The 16,912-nt window shown below is 67.4% G+C and carries 13 protein-coding genes; 12 read left to right on the top strand and 1 reads right to left on the bottom strand.

All coding sequences use genetic code 11. From position 1 onward, the window contains the following. Window positions 1-16 precede the first annotated feature (16 nt). The 7 genes from VHN57_RS16230 (at window position 17) to VHN57_RS16200 (ending at window position 9,304) form a co-directional block, all read left to right on the top strand. The gene (locus VHN57_RS16230) at window positions 17-1,351 is read left to right on the top strand and encodes a TldD/PmbA family protein (protein WP_423284549.1); all 1,335 of its coding nucleotides are present in this window, start codon (window positions 17-19) and stop codon (window positions 1,349-1,351) included. 167 nt (window positions 1,352-1,518) lie between these two features. After that, window positions 1,519-2,214: a DUF4159 domain-containing protein gene (locus VHN57_RS16225; RefSeq protein WP_423284547.1), complete on the top strand. Its 696-nt coding sequence runs from the start codon at window positions 1,519-1,521 to the stop codon at window positions 2,212-2,214. Between the two features lie 133 nt (window positions 2,215-2,347). Then, window positions 2,348-3,337: an AAA family ATPase gene (locus VHN57_RS16220; protein ID WP_313336067.1), complete on the top strand. Its 990-nt coding sequence runs from the start codon at window positions 2,348-2,350 to the stop codon at window positions 3,335-3,337. A gap of 15 nt (window positions 3,338-3,352) precedes the next feature. Continuing rightward, on the top strand, window positions 3,353-4,246 hold the full coding sequence (locus VHN57_RS16215; RefSeq protein WP_278988407.1) for a DUF58 domain-containing protein: 894 nt from the start codon (window positions 3,353-3,355) through the stop codon (window positions 4,244-4,246). Continuing rightward, complete coding sequence (locus tag VHN57_RS16210) at window positions 4,243-5,406, top strand: BatA domain-containing protein (protein ID WP_278988405.1); 1,164 nt, start codon at window positions 4,243-4,245, stop codon at window positions 5,404-5,406. The genes VHN57_RS16215 and VHN57_RS16210 overlap by 4 nt, the downstream gene beginning before the upstream one ends. Continuing rightward, window positions 5,403-7,502 carry a DUF4175 domain-containing protein gene (locus VHN57_RS16205; protein WP_423284544.1) on the top strand — a complete coding sequence of 700 codons (2,100 nt, stop codon included), beginning with the start codon at window positions 5,403-5,405 and terminating at the stop codon, window positions 7,500-7,502. Before VHN57_RS16210 ends, VHN57_RS16205 begins: the two co-directional genes overlap by 4 nt. Next, on the top strand, window positions 7,499-9,304 hold the full coding sequence (locus VHN57_RS16200) for a carboxypeptidase regulatory-like domain-containing protein (protein WP_423284542.1): 1,806 nt from the start codon (window positions 7,499-7,501) through the stop codon (window positions 9,302-9,304). Before VHN57_RS16205 ends, VHN57_RS16200 begins: the two co-directional genes overlap by 4 nt. Here the strand turns inward: VHN57_RS16200 and VHN57_RS16195 are convergent. Further along, entirely contained in the window at window positions 9,301-10,194 is an 894-nt protein-coding gene (locus VHN57_RS16195; protein WP_423284540.1) for a LysR family transcriptional regulator, read from the bottom strand. The genes VHN57_RS16200 and VHN57_RS16195 overlap by 4 nt on opposite strands. Before the next feature lie 101 nt (window positions 10,195-10,295). Here VHN57_RS16195 and VHN57_RS16190 point away from each other — a divergent pair, with 101 nt between their 5' ends. The 5 genes from VHN57_RS16190 (at window position 10,296) to VHN57_RS16170 (ending at window position 16,878) form a co-directional block, all read left to right on the top strand. Beyond that, a complete protein-coding gene (locus VHN57_RS16190; protein ID WP_097384498.1) occupies window positions 10,296-11,792 on the top strand; it encodes a CoA-acylating methylmalonate-semialdehyde dehydrogenase in 1,497 nt (498 codons plus the stop codon). 124 nt (window positions 11,793-11,916) lie between these two features. Beyond that, complete coding sequence (locus VHN57_RS16185; protein ID WP_278988046.1) at window positions 11,917-13,059, top strand: acyl-CoA dehydrogenase family protein; 1,143 nt, start codon at window positions 11,917-11,919, stop codon at window positions 13,057-13,059. Window positions 13,060-13,070: 11 nt separating this feature from the next. Further along, window positions 13,071-14,135 carry an enoyl-CoA hydratase/isomerase family protein gene (locus VHN57_RS16180; protein WP_278988044.1) on the top strand — a complete coding sequence of 355 codons (1,065 nt, stop codon included), beginning with the start codon at window positions 13,071-13,073 and terminating at the stop codon, window positions 14,133-14,135. Between the two features lie 179 nt (window positions 14,136-14,314). After that, complete coding sequence (mmsB, locus tag VHN57_RS16175; protein ID WP_278986427.1) at window positions 14,315-15,202, top strand: 3-hydroxyisobutyrate dehydrogenase; 888 nt, start codon at window positions 14,315-14,317, stop codon at window positions 15,200-15,202. A 98-nt stretch (window positions 15,203-15,300) separates the two neighbouring features. Continuing rightward, window positions 15,301-16,878 (top strand): cytochrome P450, encoded by a 1,578-nt coding sequence (locus tag VHN57_RS16170; RefSeq protein WP_278986409.1) that lies wholly within the window; start codon window positions 15,301-15,303, stop codon window positions 16,876-16,878. Window positions 16,879-16,912 lie beyond the last annotated feature (34 nt).

Genomic DNA, 16,912 nt, shown 5'->3' with positions numbered 1-16,912 from the left:
TTAGGGAGACAGAAAAATGAGCATCCTTACCGAAGCGCAGGCCAAGGCCATCCTGACCAAGGTCGTCGCCCTGTCGAAGGCCGACGAGTGCACCGCGCAACTAACCGGCAAGATCCAGGGCAATATCCGCTTTGCCCGCAACGACGTGTCGACCGCGGGCCTGACCGACGATATCGAGCTGGCGGTCCAGGTCGCCTATGGCAAGAAGGTCGGCACCGCCACCATCAACCAGTTTGATGACGCCTCGCTCGAACGGGTGGTGCGCCGCGCCGAAACGCTGGCCAATCTGGCCCCGGACAATCCGGAATTCATGCCGGCGGTGGACAGACAGGCCTATAAGGCCAGCCCGACCTTCGCCCAGTCGACCGCCGACATCACGCCCGAATATCGCGCCCAGATGGCGTCGACCTCGATCACCGCCTGCAAGTCGCAGAAGCTGATCGCGGCCGGCTATCTGGAGGATAATCAGAGCTTCGTCGCGATCGCCAACAGCAAGGGCAATTTCGGCTATCAGCGCTCGACCATGCTGGATTATACCTGCACCGTCCGCACCGAGGATGGCCGGGGTTCGGGCTGGGTCGGCACCGACACGCAGGACGCCACCCGCTTCAAGGCGGACAGCGACATCCAGATCGCGATGCGCAAGGCATCGGCCTCGTCCGAGGCCAAGGCGCTGGAGCCGGGCAAATATACCGTGATCCTGGAACCGATGGCGGCCGCAGGCCTGATCGGTTTCATGTTCTACTTCTTCGGCGCGCGCGAGGCGGACGAGGGCCGCAGCTTCCTGTCGAAGAAGGGCGGCGGCAACAAGCTCGGCGAACAGGTGTTCGGGCCGCAGGTCAATTTCTACACCGACCCGTGGGATCCGGTCGCGCCCTGCCTGCCCTGGGACGATGATGGCCTCGCGCGCCAGCGCGTCGACATGGTCAAGGACGGCAAGGTCACCAACCTCAATTACAGCCGCTACTGGGCGAGCAAGCAGGGCAAGCCCGCGATCGGTCAGATGGGCAATATCCTGATGACCGGCGGCACCAAGACCACCGCCGACCTGGTCCGCTCGACCGAGCGCGGCGTGCTCGTCACCCGCACCTGGTACATCCGCATGGTCGACCCGCAGACCGTGCTGCTGACGGGCCTGACCCGCGACGGCACCTTCTATGTCGAGAACGGCCAGATCAAATATCCGATCAAGAATTTCCGGTTCAACGAGAGCCCGGTGATCATGCTCAACAATGTCGAAGAGCTGGGTCGCCCGGTCCGCGTGCCGCCGGACGAAGTGTCGATGAACATCGTCGTGCCGCCGATGAAGCTGCGCGACTTCACCTTCACCTCGCTCTCGGACGCGGTGTGACGGTTTGAGCTGTGCATGATCCTCCCCTGTGAAGGGGAGGGGGACCATTGCGAAGCAATGGTGGAGGGGTGTCACCCTATCGATAGCGGGACACCCCTCCGTCTGGCTTCGCCAGCCACCTCCCCTTCCAGGGGAGGATCATGCAAATCCCTATGTGATTGGATGTGATGACACGCGGCGAGTTTCTTCGGTTCATGGCGGGCGGTCTGGCTGGCGCAATGCTGGCCCGCCCCCTTGCCGCCGCGGGAGGCTATGATTTCTGGTTCACCCGGCTGCGCTATGACTCGGGCGACTGGGACGTCGACCAGCGCATGCCGTCCAACCTCATCACCTCGCTGATCGATTATACGACGCTGCGGGTCGATCCGAAGGAGCATGTCATTGCCCTTTCGGACCCGAAGATGCTGACCGCGCCCTTCTGCTACATGGCAGGGCACAAGCTGGTCGAATTTTCGGAGGCCGAGCGGCGCAATTTCGAGCGCTATGTCCGCAATGGCGGCTTCGTCCTGGTGGACGATTGCAACCATGACATAGACGGCCTGTTCGCCCGCTCGTTCGAGGCGCAGATGGCCAAGATTTTCGGCCCCAAGGGCTTGAAGACGCTGCCCAAGACCCATCCGGTCTATCGCAGCTTCTTCAAGTTTGACGGGCCGCCCAATACCGCGCTGGAACTGAACGGCTGGGGCGACGATCTGGTCCACGACTATCTCAAGGGGATAGAGGTGAACGGGCGCTTGGGCGTTCTCTACAGCAACAAGGATTATGGCTGCGAGTGGGACTATGACTGGCGCAACAAGCGCTTCCTGGCCGAGGATAATACCAAGTTCGCGGTCAATATCGTGATGTACGCGCTGTCGTCGTAATGCCTGCCGTCCGCCGTCTTTTTTTCGTCATTCCCGCGAAAGCGGGAATCCATCTCCCAACCTCGCACCCGTGGAGAGCGTCGGAGATGGATCCCCGCCTGCGCGGGGATGACGGCATTTGCTAGGAAATATCATGACCGATATCAGCGAAGCGGAAATCCAGCAGAAACTGGCGCGCCTGGGCGAATTGCGCGCGGCGATCGGCCAGGCGATCGTGGGGCAGGGGGCCGTGGTCGAGCAGTTGCTGATCGGCCTGCTCGCCGGTGGCCATTGCCTGCTCGAAGGGGTGCCGGGCCTGGGCAAGACATTGCTGGTCCGCTCGCTCGGCGAGGCGCTCAAGCTCGACTTCCGCCGGGTACAGTTCACTCCCGACCTGATGCCCAGCGACATTCTCGGCACCGAATTGCTGGAGGAGGATCATGGCACCGGCCATCGGAGCTTCCGATTCCAGAAGGGGCCGATCTTCACCAACCTGCTGCTGGCCGACGAACTCAACCGGACCCCGCCCAAGACGCAGGCGGCGCTGCTGGAGGCGATGCAGGAGCGCACCGTCAGCTATGGCGGCACCACCTATCAGCTACCCTCGCCCTTCTTCGTGCTGGCGACGCAGAACCCGCTGGAACAGGCCGGCACCTATCCGCTGCCCGAGGCGCAGCTCGATCGTTTCCTCCTCCATATCCGGGTCGATTATCCGACCGAGCAGGAGGAGCATGACATTCTGGCCCAGACCACCGGCGCCAAGCCGGGTGCGGTGCCGGCGGTGATGCAGGGCGAGGAGGTGCTGGCGCTGCAGAAGCTGGTGCGCGACGTGCATTTTGGCGAGGATCTGCTGCGCTGGGTGACGCGGATCGTGCGGGCGAGCCGTCCCGGCGAAGGCGCGCCGGACGATATCCGCAAATATGTGAAATGGGGCGCCGGCCCGCGCGCCGGCCAGTCGCTGATCCTGGCGGCCAAGGCGCGGGCGCTGCTGCAGGGCCGTCTGGCGGCGACGCGCGAGGATATCGTTGCGCTGGCCGGGCCAGTGATGCGCCACCGCCTGCTGCTGTCCTTCGCCGCCGAGGCGGAAGGGAAGAGTGCCGACGATGTCGTCGCCGCGCTCGTCCGCGCCGTGCCACTCGGCTGATCCGGACACGACGTCATGGCCGATTTCATCCCCCCAGATGTGCGGAGCCGGCTCAAAAGCCTGCGCCTGCTCACGCGCCGGGCGGTGGGATCGCATGGCCTCGGCCTCCATCACAGCCACAGCCGGGGCGCGGGCCTCGAATTTGCGCAATATCGCGCCTATGAGCCGGGCGACGAGTTGCGCCAGATCGACTGGAAACTCTATGCCCGGTCGGACAAGTTCTTCGTCCGCGAGGCGGAACGGGAAAGCCCGGTCGCGGTCTGGATCGTGATGGATGCCAGCGCGTCGATGGCGCAGACCGATGCGATCCGGCCCGATTATAGCCGGCTCGACGCGGCCAAGGGGATCGCCGCCAGTATCGCCGAATTGGCGATGCAGCAGGGCGATCGCTTCGGCTGGATGGCGCTGTCCGACACCGGGCTGCGGCTGTTGCCACCCGCTACCGGCCTGCGCCAGCGCGACCGGCTGCTGCTCGACATGCTGCCGCTGCGGGCCGAAGGCGGCTTTGCCGCTGAAACCCAATTGGCGCCGCTGTGGGAACGGATCGGTGCCCATGATCTGGTGATCCTGCTCAGCGACTGTTTCGAGCCGGGCGCGATCGAGCTGGTCGAGAAATTGTCAGCCGCCGGGCGCGAGGTTCTGGTGATCGAGATGCTGACCGTAGGCGAGCGGGATTTCCCGTTCGACGGCGGCTATCGCTTCCGTGATCCGGAGACGGGCGAGGAACTGCTGGGCGACGGCGCCGCACTGCGCGCCGAATTTCTGCGCCGCTTCGGCGAGGCACGGGCGAAGCTGCATGCCCGGCTCGATGCGGTCGGCATCCGCCGTGCGACCCATGTGCTGGACGAGCCGATCGACCTGCCGCTGCGCCGCCTGTTCGGCGCCCATGACGCGGCCGAATATTCATGACGCCCGCCTTGCTGCTCCCCGCCGCGCTGGCTGGCCTGCTGGCGCTGCTGATCCCGCTGGCGATCCATATCGCCCGGCGCAGCGAGCAATTGCCGACCGATTTCGCCGCGCTGCGCTGGCTGCGGCAGAAGCCCAAGCCCCGGTCCCGCCTGCGTTTCGACGAATGGCTGTTGCTCGCCCTGCGCCTCGCTTTGCTGGCGCTGGTCGCGCTGTGGCTCGCCCATCCGGTGCTGTTCGGCGCGGCGAGCAAGCAGGCTTATGTGGCGCTGACGCCTGGCGTCGATCCGGCGGCGGTGGATGACAAGACGTTGGCCGAGGGCAGGGCGCACTGGCTGGCGCCCGGCTATCCCCGCGTCGAGCCGGGCAAGCCGATCACGGCCGAGGCCATCCCCATTGGCAGTCTGGTGCGCCAGCTTGACGCCGAGCTGCCGCAGGGCGCGCCGCTGACCATCATCGTGCCGCAGATCCTCCAGGGCGCCGATGCCGAGCGGCCCCGCCTGTCGCGCAAGATCGACTGGCGCATCGTCCCCGGCGCGATGCCGGCGGGCAAGCCGATGCCGGTGAAGGTGCCATCGATCGCCGTCCGCGCCGATGCGGGGCATGCCGCCGGCCTGCGTTACCTCAATGCTGCTGCACTTGCCTGGCAACCCGCAGGCAAGCCGGCCGATGTCGACAGCGGCCCGCTCAACGCGCCACTGCCTCCGGCGGACAAGGCGTTGTTCTGGATGAGCGCCGGCACTGTGCCGGACGCGCTGCAACGCTGGATCGCGCAGGGCGGGCAGGCGATCGTCGCCTCCGATGCGCTGCTGCCCCAGGGCACGACGCCCGCACCCCTGTGGCAGGATGATCTTGCCCGACCGCTGGTGGAGGTCATGCCGATCGGCAAGGGCCGCCTGCTCCGCTTCACCCGCCCGTTGCAGCCCGCGCAGATGCCGCAATTGCTGGAGGCGGATTTCCCCGCCCGTCTGCGCGCGTTGATCCAGCCGCCCAGCATCGCGCCGCAGCGCGCGGATGCCGCCGCCTATGCGCCACTCAGCGGCGGACGCGCCTATCCGCAATCGCCGGCCGATCTGCGCCCTTGGCTGGCGCTGCTGATCGCGGTGCTGCTGCTGGTCGAACGCTGGTTCGCCACCAGCCGCAAGCGGGCGATCGCGCCATGAGCGCCGACGCCCTGCTCTCCACCTGGCTGACGCCCAGTCGCCGGCGCGCGCGGTTCGACACGCTGCTGCTCGGTCTGCCGATCCTGCTGCTGGCGGGCGCGCTGGTCTGGCGTTTCGCCGGACTGGTGCCGGCCGCCATCCTGCTGCTGCTCGGCGCTGGCCTGCTTGGCGCCCTCGCCATCCGCCGCGCCCAGCGCTTCGATCAGCGCTGGTTGGTCCGCCGTCTCGATGCCAGCCGCGCCGATCTGGAGGATAGCAGCGCGCTGATCTTCGCCGATCCGCAGGCACTGGGCCCGCTGCAACGGCTGCAACGCGCCCGGCTCGACCAGCGGCTGGGGCAGGGCATGCCGCAGGATCTGGCGCCGGATTGGTCGCGCCGCGCGATCCTGGCACTCTGGACCGTGGCCCTGCTCGGCATCGCCGCCCTGCTGCTCTGGCCGCGCGGCAGCGATAGGCCCGTCGTGCTCGCCCCCGCTTCCGAGGGCATCGCCGCAAAGCCCGGCATCCCGCGCCTGGTCGCGCAGAATCTGCGCATCATTCCGCCCGCCTACACCGGCCTGCCGCTCCGTGATGAGGCCAAGCTTGATGTGCGCGCGCCGCTTGGATCACGGCTCGAATGGACCTTCCGCTTCGATTCGCAGGCAAGCGCGCCGGCGCTGCTGCCGCTTGGCGGTGCAGGCATTGCGCTGCGCCGCGATGGCGATCACTGGATCGCCAGCCGCATGCTCGACGCCTCGTTCCTCTATCGCGTCGATCCGGCATCCGGGCGCGGGCCGCTGCCGCCGCTGCACCGGATCGACGGCGTGGCCGATGCGCCGCCGCAGGTGAAGCTGATCGCGCCCGCCGCCAGCCTCAACATGGTGACTCCCGGCCAGCGCAGTTGGACGCCGGTCTTCGCCGCGACCGACGATTATGGCGTCGCCGCCACCGCCCGGCTGCGCATCACCCTGGCGATCGGCGAGGGCGAGAATATCCGCTTCACCGAGCGCGAGATCGCCGTGTCCGGCTCCGGCCCGGCGCGCGATCGGCGCTTTGCCCCGCGCCTCGATTTCGGCGCGCTCGGTTTTTCGGCCGGCGGCGACTTGGTGGTGCAGATCATCGTGCGCGACAATCGCGCGCCATCGCCGCAGGAGGTGCGCGGGCCCAGCGTCATCCTGCGCTGGCCCGCGGCCAAGGCACCCGAAAGCGGCGGCCTGCAGGGCATGGTCAATACCACTTTGCCGGCCTATTTCCGCAGCCAGCGCCAGATCATCATCGATGCCGAGGCGCTGCTGAAGCGCAAACGCAGCCTGGCGGCCGACAAATATCTCTCGCAATCCAACGGCATCGGCAACGACCAGAAAATCCTGCGCGGCCGCTACAGCCAGTTCTTGGGGGGCGAGAGCGAAGGCGAACCCAGCCTGCCGACCGCCTATGCGGATGGCCATGGCGAGGGTGACGGCCATGATCATGGCCCGCCGGTCGCGGCCCCCAATGTCTTTGGCGAGAAGGAGGATGTGCTCGCCGAGTTCGGCCATCCCCACGATGAATCGCCCGCCTCCAGCCTGGACCCGGAAACCCGCGCGATCCTGAAACAGGCGGTGGACGAGATGTGGCAGTCGGAAATGCAGTTGAAGCAGGGCCGACCCGACCTGGCCTTGCCCTTCGCCTACAAGGCGCTGCGCTTCATCAAGGAAGTGCAGCAGGCGACCCGCATCTTCCTGTCGCGCGTCGGCCCGGAACTGCCGCCGATCGACCCCGCCCGCCGCATGACCGGCAAGCGTGAAGGGATAGCAGACAGTTTCGCGCCGCTGGTCGCGGTCGAGGGCGATGACGGCCCGGCCGCCGCCGCCTGGCGCGGGCTGGCGCAGGGACCGGTGCCGCTCGACGCGCTGGAGGGCTGGTCTCGGGCCAACGCCGCGCGCCTGCCCGATCCGCTGGCGTTGAGCGGCGCGATCGACGCCGTGCGGCGCGATCCGGCCTGCGCCGCCTGTCGTGACAAGCTGCGCGCGCAATTGTGGATGGCGATGGAGCGGCCGCAGGGCGGCGTGGCGCGGCGGCGCCCGGCCGACGCTGCCGGCGCACGCTATCTCGGCGCGATCGGGGGACGGCCATGAGCGCGCAGATCATCACCGCGCTGCTCCTCAGCGTCGCCGTGCTGGTCGGCTGGGCAAGGCTGCTGTTGTGGCAGCGCACGGCCGGCGATCTGGGGGCGCACCTCTGGCGGCTTGCGGCCCTGCTGCTGCTCCAGCCGGTCGTCGCGCTGCTCCTCCATTTCGGCCTCTTCCCGCCCGCGTTGCCCGTGGCGGGCGGCACGCTGACCGTCGCCACCCAGGGCAGTTCGCGCTTCGCCTCGGCCGGCAAGGGTGCGCATCTGGTCGCGCTGCCCGAAGCGCGGGACATGGCGGGCGCGCAGGCGGTGCCGGATCTGGCGACCGCGCTGCGCCGCTATCCCGACACGCGCCGCCTCGTCATCCTGGGGCAGGGCCTCGTCGCCCGCGACCGCGATGCGGCTAAGGGGCTCGCGATCGATTATACGCCGCCGGCCGCCGCCGCAGGACTGATCGCGCTAGCCCGGCCTGACCGGATCGCGCCGGGCGCAACCTTCGCCGTCGGCGGACAGGTTGCCGGCCTGCCCAAGGCGCAGGTCGAACTGCTCGATCCCGCCGGGCGCGTCACCGATGCCGCTCCTGTGGATGGAGACGGCCGTTTCAGCCTGACCGGGACCGCGCGCGCCGCCGGCACCGCCGAATTCACCCTGCGCCTGCGCCGCGCCGATGGTGGGCTGGTCGAACAGGCCGTGGTGCCAATGCTGGTCGAGGGTGATGCTGCGCCGCGGCTGCTGATCCTGGCCGGCGCGCCGGGGCCGGAGGTCAAATATCTGCGCCGCTGGGCGACCGACGCCGGCTATGCCGTCACCGTCAACATGAGCGCGGGCGGCGGCATTGCGCTGGGCGACGCGCCGGTGGCGATCAATGCCGCCAGCCTGCGCCGCTATGACCTGCTGGTTGCCGATGACCGCGCCTGGGCCGGCCTTGGCGGCGGACGCGGCGCGGTGCTGGAAGCGGTGCGGGGCGGCATGGGCCTGATCCTGCGCGGCGGCGGCCCGGCTGACGGCGCGCTGCGCGACCAGTGGCGCGCGCTGGGTTTCGATCTGTCCAGTGGCAATGGCGTCGCGCCGATCGCACTGCCGGCGCCGCTTGCCGCCGATCGCGCCCGCACCCGTGCCGGCATTGGCAGCGCCGACCTCCCCGCCGACCTCAATATCGGCGATGATATCCTGCCCGAAGCGACCCGCATGGATGGCGTCCCGGCCGGCCGTGACGCGGTTCCGCTGGTGCAGGATGCCGCCGGCACACCACTCGCCGCCTGGCGCGCGCTCGGCGCAGGCCGGGTCGCAGTCTGGACCGGGCTCGACAGCTTTGGTCTGGTGCTGAGCGGCCGGGGCGATCTTTACGGCGGCTGGTGGGGGCGGATGATGGCCGCTGTCGTGCGCCCGGCACCGGGTTCTGTTCCCGCCTTCACTGGCCCGGCCTGGGTCGGCGAGCGGATCAACCTGTGCGGCCTGAAGCCCGGCGCCCATATCGATGGCGCGCCCTTGGCGATCGATCCGGCGACCGGCGATTGCGCCGCCTGGTGGCCTGATCGCGCAGGTTGGCACCAATTGCGCTGGACGGATGGCGCATCCGAAGCCTTCTACATCTATCCCGCCAATGCCCTGCCAGCCCTGCGCATCGCGCAGATGCATCAGGCCATGACACTGCTACAGGGCGCCGATCAGAAGAGCGATTTTGCCACTGCCGGGCGCGCCGTTCCCGGCCCGTCCTGGCCCTGGTTCATCGGCTGGCTGATCGCCAGCGCCCTGCTCTGGTGGTTCGAGCGGTCCCGGATCGGCCGCACGGCGATCCCGCAGTCCTAACCCACGCCCAGCATCACCGGTCGCAGGCGCTCGCTGGTCGCCACCAGCCAGCCGACAAACTGGTCGATCCGGGCAATGCCGCGCAGGTCGCGGGGCACCACCAGCCAGAAGCTGCGCTGGATATCGACCGCCTCGGGCAGCACGCGGACCAGCCCCGGCATGGCGTCGCCGATGAAGCAGGGCAATATGCCGCAGCCCGCGCCGCTGGCGATGATTTCCGCCTGGGCGTTGATGCTGCTCGACCGGATCGCCGGTTCCAGCCGGGCATCGACCTCCGCCAGATAGCGCAGTTCGGGCGCATAGATCTGGTCGGGGACATAGCCGACCAGCACATGACGCAGCAGGTCGCCCTTGGCCTTCAATGGCGGCGCACCCTCCAGATAGGCGGGCGTGGCATAAAGGCCCAGATGATAGTCGGTCAGCTTGCGGGTGATCAGCGGGCCGGTCTTGGGCCGGGCCAGCATCACCGCAATATCCGCCTCGCGCCGGGAGGGGTTGAGGAAGCCGCTCGACGCCACCAGGTCGATCTCGATCCGGGGATGGTCGGCGGTGAAGCTGCGCAGATGCGGTGCGATCACCCGGCTGCCAAAGCCCTCCGACGCGCTCAGGCGGATCGTCCCGGCCATCTGCGCGCCCGCCGCGCTGCCGCTCCGCTGCACGCCGAGCGCCGCCGCCTCCATCCGCTCGGCCTGTTCCAGCAGGCGGGTGCCATGGTCGGTCAGCACATGGCCGGCCGGCGTATGCTCGAACAGGCGTTGCTCCAGCGCGTGCTCCAGCCGCTTGATTCGCCGCGAGATGGTGGTGGCGTCCATCCTGGTCATCGCCGCCGCCGCGCTCAGCCGCTCGGTGCGCGCCACCGCCAGGAACAGGCGCAGATCGTCCCAGTTCATCGGTGCGGCATTTTTGCAGGGTGGATATGCATATCCGTCAGCTTGCCTGCATTTCTGATATCCTGCAAGGCGGGGTGAAACTATATTGGAGAGGATGGGCCATGCGTATCATCGATCATGTCATCAGCGGTCATTCGGCAGGTGACGGCGGCCGCACCAGCGACGTCTTCGACCCCAATAATGGCACCGTGCAGGCGCAACTGCGCCTCGGCACCCAGGGCGATCTTGACGCTGCCATGGCCGCCGCACTTGCCGCCCAGCCGGCCTGGGCCGCGACCAACCCGCAACGCCGCGCCCGTGTCATGTTCGCGTTCAAGACGCTGGTCGAACAGAATATGGACGAACTCGCCCATCTGCTCAGTTCCGAACATGGCAAGGTGATTGCCGACTCCAAGGGCGATATCCAGCGCGGGCTGGAGGTGATCGAGTTCGCCTGCGGTATCCCTCATCTGCTCAAGGGCGAATATACCCAGGGCGCCGGCCCCGGCATCGACGTATACTCGATGCGCCAGCCGCTCGGCGTGGTCGCCGGCATCACCCCGTTCAATTTCCCGGCGATGATTCCGATGTGGATGTTCGGCGTCGCCATCGCCTGTGGCAATGCCTTCATCCTCAAGCCCAGCGAGCGCGACCCCAGCGTGCCCGTGCGCCTCGCCGAACTGATGCGCGAGGCGGGCCTGCCCGACGGCGTGTTGCAGGTCGTCCATGGCGACAAGGAAATGGTCGATGCGATCCTCGACCATCCGGAGATCCGGGCGGTCAGCTTCGTCGGCTCCTCCGACATCGCCCATTATGTCTATCGCCGCGGCGTCGAGGCGGGCAAGCGTGTCCAGGCGATGGGCGGCGCCAAGAATCATGGCATAGTCATGCCCGATGCCGATCTCGACCAGGTGGTGAATGACCTCGCCGGCGCGGCCTTCGGTTCGGCCGGCGAGCGCTGCATGGCGCTGCCGGTGGTGGTGCCGGTGGGCGAGGCGACGGCGATCGCCCTGCGCGAGAAGCTGATCCCGGCGATCGACGCGCTGCGGGTCGGCGTCTCGACCGATGCGGACGCCCATTATGGCCCGGTCGTCACCGCCGCGCACAAGGCGAAGATTGAATCCTATATCCAGATGGGCGTCGATGAAGGCGCCGAACTGGTGGTCGACGGCCGCGGTTTCACGCTGCAGGGCCATGAACAGGGCTTCTTCGTCGGCCCGACTTTGTTCGACCGGGTGACGCCGCAGATGCGCAGCTATCAGGAGGAGATTTTCGGCCCCGTGCTCCAGATGGTGCGCGCCGACAGTTTCGAGGACGCGCTGCGCCTGCCGAGCGAGCACCAATATGGCAATGGCGTCGCCATCTTCACGCGCAACGGCCATGCCGCGCGCGAATTTGCCGCGCGGGTCAATGTCGGCATGGTCGGCATCAACGTGCCGATCCCGGTGCCGGTCGCCTATCATACGTTTGGCGGCTGGAAGCGCAGCGCCTTTGGCGACACCAACCAGCATGGCATGGAAGGGGTGAAGTTCTTCACCAAGGTGAAGACCGTCACCCAGCGCTGGCCCGACGGCGGCGCCACCGGCGACAGCGCCTTCGTCATCCCGACCATGGGGTGAGAGGAGCGGGGAGGCGATGATGCCTCCCCGGTCATGGTGCTTCAGGTTGACGCCTCATATCCTCGTCGCGCTAATGGATGCCGGATCAAGTCCGGCATGACGCCAATAAGGAAAAGACAGACGCATGACCCAGTTCGACCTCACCGACGAGCAGCGCGCCGTGCAGGAACTGGCGCAGCGCTTCACTGCCGATGCGATCACGCCCCATGCGGCCAAGTGGGACGAGGAGCATCATTTCCCCCGCGACACCATCCGCCAGGCGGCCGAACTGGGCTTCGGCGCCATCTATGTGTCGGAAGAGAGCGGCGGCATCGGTCTTGGTCGGCTTGAATCGGCGCTCATCATGGAAGCGATGGCCTATGGATGCCCCTCCACATCGGCCTTCATCTCGATCCACAATATGGCCGCCTGGATGATCGACCGCTTCGGGGACGATGCGGTGAAGCAGCGCTATCTCCCGTCGCTCGTCACCTGCGAGACGATCGCTTCCTATTGCCTCACCGAACCGTCTGCCGGCTCCGATGCGGCGTCGCTGCGTACCCGCGCGGTGCGAGACGGCGACCATTATGTCGTCACCGGTTCCAAGGCGTTCATTTCGGGCGGCGGCGAAAATGACATCTATGTCGTGATGGTCCGCACCGGCGAGGATGGTCCCAAGGGCATCAGTTGCCTGGTGATCGAAAAGGACATGGAAGGCGTCAGCTTCGGCGCGCAGGAGCGCAAGCTCGGCTGGCATTCGCAGCCCACCGCCCAGGTCAATTTCGACGGCGTCCGTGTGCCGGTCGCCAACCGCGTGGGCGCGGAGGGGCAGGGCTTCGCCATCGCCATGGCCGGGCTTGATGGGGGCCGGCTCAATATCGGCGCCTGCTCGCTCGGCGGCGCCCAGCGTGCGCTGGACGAGGCGGTCGGCTATACCCGCGAGCGGCGCCAGTTCGACCGCGCGATCGCCGATTTCCAGAATACCCAATTCACCCTGGCCGATATGGAGACGGAGCTTCAGGCCGCTCGCGCGCTGCTCTATCTCGCCGCCGCCAAGGTGAGCGAGGGCGCGCCCGACAAGACCAAATTCGCCGCCATGGCCAAGCGCTTCGCGACCGACACCGGTTCGGCCGTGGCCGACCGCGCGCTGCAACTCCATGGCGGCTATGGCTATCTGATGGACTATCCGGTCGAGCGCATCTGGCGCGACCTGCGGGTCCACCGCATCCTGGAGGGCACGAACGAGATCATGCGCATGATCACCGCCCGCGAACTGCTCAAGGCCTGAAGGGGAAGACCATGACCGACGATGTGCTGATTGCGGTGGAGGGCGGCGTCGGCCGCCTGCGGTTGAACCGGCCCAAGGCGATCCATGCGCTGAGCCGCGCGATGTGCGCGACCATGACCGACGCACTGCTCGCCTGGCAGGATGATCCGGCGATCAGCGCGGTGATGATCGACCATGCCGAAGGGCGCGGCTTCTGTGCTGGCGGCGACATCCGCCTGATCGCGGAGAGCGCGGCGGGCGACAATCTGGCGGCGCGAGATTTCTTCGCGACCGAATATCGCCTGAACCATCTGCTCTTCACCTATGGGAAGCCGGTGATTGCCTTCATGGACGGCATCACCATGGGCGGCGGCGTCGGCATCGCCCAGCCAGCGCGCTATCGCGTCGCGACCGAACGCACCGTCTATGCCATGCCGGAAACCGGCATCGGCCTGTTCCCCGACGTCGGCGGCGGCTGGTATCTTTCCCGCCTGCCGGGCCGATCGGGCCGCTATCTCGCCGTCACCGGCGCCCGCATCGACGGCGCGGATGCGATCGCGCTCGGCCTTGCCACCGACTATCTGCCGAGCAACCGGCTGGAGGAGGCGAAGGCGGCAATCATCGCCGACCCCTCCGATATCGGCGACGTGCTGGCGCGTTTTGCCGTCAGCCCGCCCGACAGCGATTTCGCCGCCCGCCTGCCGGATATCGACCGGCTGTTCGCCAGCGACCGGCTGGAGGATATCTATGCCGCGTTGCGTGCCGACGGATCGGACTGGGCGCAGGCGCAGCTTGCCGCGCTCGACACCAAATCGCCCCAGACGATGAAGGTCGCGCTGCGGCAACTGGCGCAGGCCAGCCGCCTGACCCGCTTCGTCGACAATATGGCGATGGAATATGATCTCGCCTGCCGCATCATCGCCCGGCCGGACATTGTCGAAGGCGTGCGCGCGCTGATCGTCGACAAGGACAACCAGCCGCGCTGGAACCCGCCGACGGTGGAGGCGGTGCCCGACCAGCTGGTCGACGCGATCTTCGCGCCGCTGCCCGAAGGCGAGCGCTGGACCCCGCTGCCCCAGGCGGCGGTCGAGGTCTGAGAGTGTATTTGGAAATGCGCCTCTGGCGCATCCGCACCGGCTCGCACCCCCACCCGACCGCCCATCAGGGTACCATGTCTGGGTGGTCGGGTGGGGGTGCGGGCCGGTGCGGCTCTGAAAATGCGCTCTTCCGCGCATTTTTCAAACAGGCTCTGACATAATAAAAGGAGAGGATGGACATGAGCAGCATCGGCTTCATCGGCCTGGGCAATATGGGCGGCGGCATGGCCGCCAATCTGGTGAAGGCGGGCCACGCTGTCACCGCCTTCGACCTGTCCGAAGCCGCGCTGGCCCGCGCCGAGGCGGCCGGTTGCACCCGCGCCGCGTCCGCCGCGGAAGCGGTTAAAGGAGTCAGCATCGTTGTCACCATGTTGCCCGCCGGCAAGCATGTCCGCGCCGTCTATGGCGAGCAATTGCTGGGTGCGGTCGGGCCGGACACGCTGCTGATCGACTGTTCGACCATCGACGTCGCATCGGCCCGCGCCGTTATCGAACAGGCGGTCGAACACGGCCTCGCCATGGTCGATGCGCCGGTGTCGGGCGGCATCGCGGCGGCCAATGGCGGCACCTTGACCTTCATGGTCGGCGGCGAGGATGCCGCCTTTGCCCGCGCCGAACCGATCTTGCAGGCGATGGGCAAGGCGGTGATCCATGCCGGTGCGGCCGGGGCGGGGCAGGCTGCCAAAATCGTCAACAACATGCTGCTGGGCGCCACCATGGTCGCCACCTGCGAAGCCTTCGCCCTCGCCGAAAAACTGGGTCTCGATCTCCAGACCTTCTTCGACATCTCGTCCAAGGCATCGGGGCAGAGCTGGTCGATGACCAGCTATTGCCCGGTGCCCGGCGTCGGCCCGGAAACGCCGGCCGACCGCGATTATGAAGGCGGCTTCGCCAATGCGTTGATGCTCAAGGATCTGAAGCTCGCGGTGGAGGCCGCCCATGGCGTCGATGCCAGCGTGCCGATGGGCGCGGCGGCGGAATCGCTCTATCAGGCGCTCGTCAACACCGGCGCGGGGGCCATGGATTTCTCCTCCATGATCCGCTTCCTCAAGGGCGCGGCGGCCTGACATCCCTGACTTGACCGCAACCACATATGATCTACTGTGTATCATATGTGGTTGCGCGATCGCTCCTGCGCGCGTGACAGCAGCATGGGAGAGAGACGATGGTGGCACAGGAGGCGCGCGACTATTTCACCGATCGCGGCATATTACAGGATCCCTATGCCTTTTTCGAGGCGGTCCGGGCGCATGGACCGGTCTATCAGCCGCCGGGCCGCGACTATCTGATCGTCACGGGCTTTGAGGAAACGCTCGAAGTCCTCGCCAATGCCCAGGATTTTTCCGCCGTCAACGCGCTGCAGGGGGCTGCGGCGCCCTTGCCCTTTCTGCCGCAGGGTAGCGACATCAGCGCGCAGTTGGAGGCGCATCGGCCCGATTTTCCCGGCGGCACGATGCTGGTCGGGCTGGACGACATGCCTCACACAATGTTGCGCGGGCTGGTCAACCGGCTGTTCACGCCTTCCCGCCTGAAGGCGAATGAGCGTTTCATATCGGACTATTCAGACCATCTGGTGCGCCAGGCGATGGCGCGGGGGCGGACCGAACTGATCCGGGACATCGCCACCCCCTTCGTCACGCTGGTGATCGCCGACTTGCTGGGCGTGCCGGCGGAGGATCGCCAGCGCTTCATGGATGTGATCGATGCGGCGCCACCGCCCGGCAGCCTGGACGCGGCGGACAATGACTATGCGGGGGAGGGGCATCCGCTGATCGTCATGGGCTCCTATTTCGCCGCCTATGTCGAGGATCGGCGGCGTCATCCGCGCGAGGATATATTGACCGAGTTGGCGTTGGCCAAATATGCCGACGGGACGACGCCCAGCGTGGCGGAGATCGTCAACCTCGCCACCTTCCTGTTTGGCGCCGGGCAGGACACCAGCGCCAAGCTGCTGGGCAACGCCATGCGCCATATTGTCGATCAGCCGGGCCTTCAGGACCAGCTGCGCGCCGATCCGGCGCTGATCCCGGCCTTGATCGAGGAAGTGCTGCGGATCGAGGGATCGAGCAAGCAGACAGCGCGGGTCGCGCGGCGCGATACCCGGATCGGCGATCGGGCGGTGCCGGCGGGCACCTGTATATTGCTGGCGCTGGCGGCGGCCAATCGCGATCCTGCGCGCTGGGACGCGCCTGCGGACCTGCAACTGGATCGCCCCCGCATCCGCGAGCATGTCGCCTTCGGCCGGGGCAAGCATGTCTGCGCCGGCGCGCCGCTCGCCCGTGTCGAGGTGCGGATCATCCTGGAGAAGTTTCTGGAGCATAGCAGCGCGATCGAACTCGACCCGGCCCGCCATGGCCCGCCCGGTGCCCGCGACCTGCATTTCGAGCCGAGCTTCATCATTCGCGGGCTGGCCGACTTGCACCTGACGCTGACGCCATCGACCACCGCATTGGCCGATCGGGGTGAGGCGGGCGCTTTCCCTGTTGCAGGGCAGGCGCCGCAAGCGCAGGCGGAACCACAGGACGAAATGCTGTCGACCACGCACACGAAGATCGGCGTGCTGCTGGCCGATCCACAGACGCGCAGCCTGCTCGATCGCTATTTTCCCGGCGTGGCGGATGACCAGCGCATTGCAATGGCAAGGGGCATGACGCTCCGCGCGATACAGCCCTTTGCCCCGTCGCAGTTCACCGATGCGGCGCTCGATGCGCTGGACGCGGATCTGGCGGCGCTCGCCGCATGAGGCGGCGGCGCGGGTCGATGGCCCGCGCCGCTCC

This window comes from Sphingobium salicis subsp. salicis (assembly GCF_049472635.1).
Classification (GTDB): domain Bacteria; phylum Pseudomonadota; class Alphaproteobacteria; order Sphingomonadales; family Sphingomonadaceae; genus Sphingobium; species Sphingobium yanoikuyae_A.
This window is presented reverse-complemented; position numbering and strand designations above follow the sequence as displayed.

Coding starts and splice junctions, on each gene's coding strand:
- VHN57_RS16210 (WP_278988405.1), top strand. CDS start 4,243: ATGACGCCCGCCTTGCTGCTCCCCGCCGCGCTGGCTGGCCTGCTGGCG.
- VHN57_RS16220 (WP_313336067.1), top strand. CDS start 2,348: ATGACCGATATCAGCGAAGCGGAAATCCAGCAGAAACTGGCGCGCCTG.
- mmsB (WP_278986427.1), top strand. CDS start 14,315: ATGAGCAGCATCGGCTTCATCGGCCTGGGCAATATGGGCGGCGGCATG.
- VHN57_RS16190 (WP_097384498.1), top strand. CDS start 10,296: ATGCGTATCATCGATCATGTCATCAGCGGTCATTCGGCAGGTGACGGC.
- VHN57_RS16185 (WP_278988046.1), top strand. CDS start 11,917: ATGACCCAGTTCGACCTCACCGACGAGCAGCGCGCCGTGCAGGAACTG.
- VHN57_RS16230 (WP_423284549.1), top strand. CDS start 17: ATGAGCATCCTTACCGAAGCGCAGGCCAAGGCCATCCTGACCAAGGTC.
- VHN57_RS16215 (WP_278988407.1), top strand. CDS start 3,353: ATGGCCGATTTCATCCCCCCAGATGTGCGGAGCCGGCTCAAAAGCCTG.
- VHN57_RS16195 (WP_423284540.1), bottom strand. CDS start 10,194: ATGAACTGGGACGATCTGCGCCTGTTCCTGGCGGTGGCGCGCACCGAG.
- VHN57_RS16180 (WP_278988044.1), top strand. CDS start 13,071: ATGACCGACGATGTGCTGATTGCGGTGGAGGGCGGCGTCGGCCGCCTG.
- VHN57_RS16200 (WP_423284542.1), top strand. CDS start 7,499: ATGAGCGCGCAGATCATCACCGCGCTGCTCCTCAGCGTCGCCGTGCTG.
- VHN57_RS16225 (WP_423284547.1), top strand. CDS start 1,519: ATGACACGCGGCGAGTTTCTTCGGTTCATGGCGGGCGGTCTGGCTGGC.
- VHN57_RS16170 (WP_278986409.1), top strand. CDS start 15,301: ATGGTGGCACAGGAGGCGCGCGACTATTTCACCGATCGCGGCATATTA.
- VHN57_RS16205 (WP_423284544.1), top strand. CDS start 5,403: ATGAGCGCCGACGCCCTGCTCTCCACCTGGCTGACGCCCAGTCGCCGG.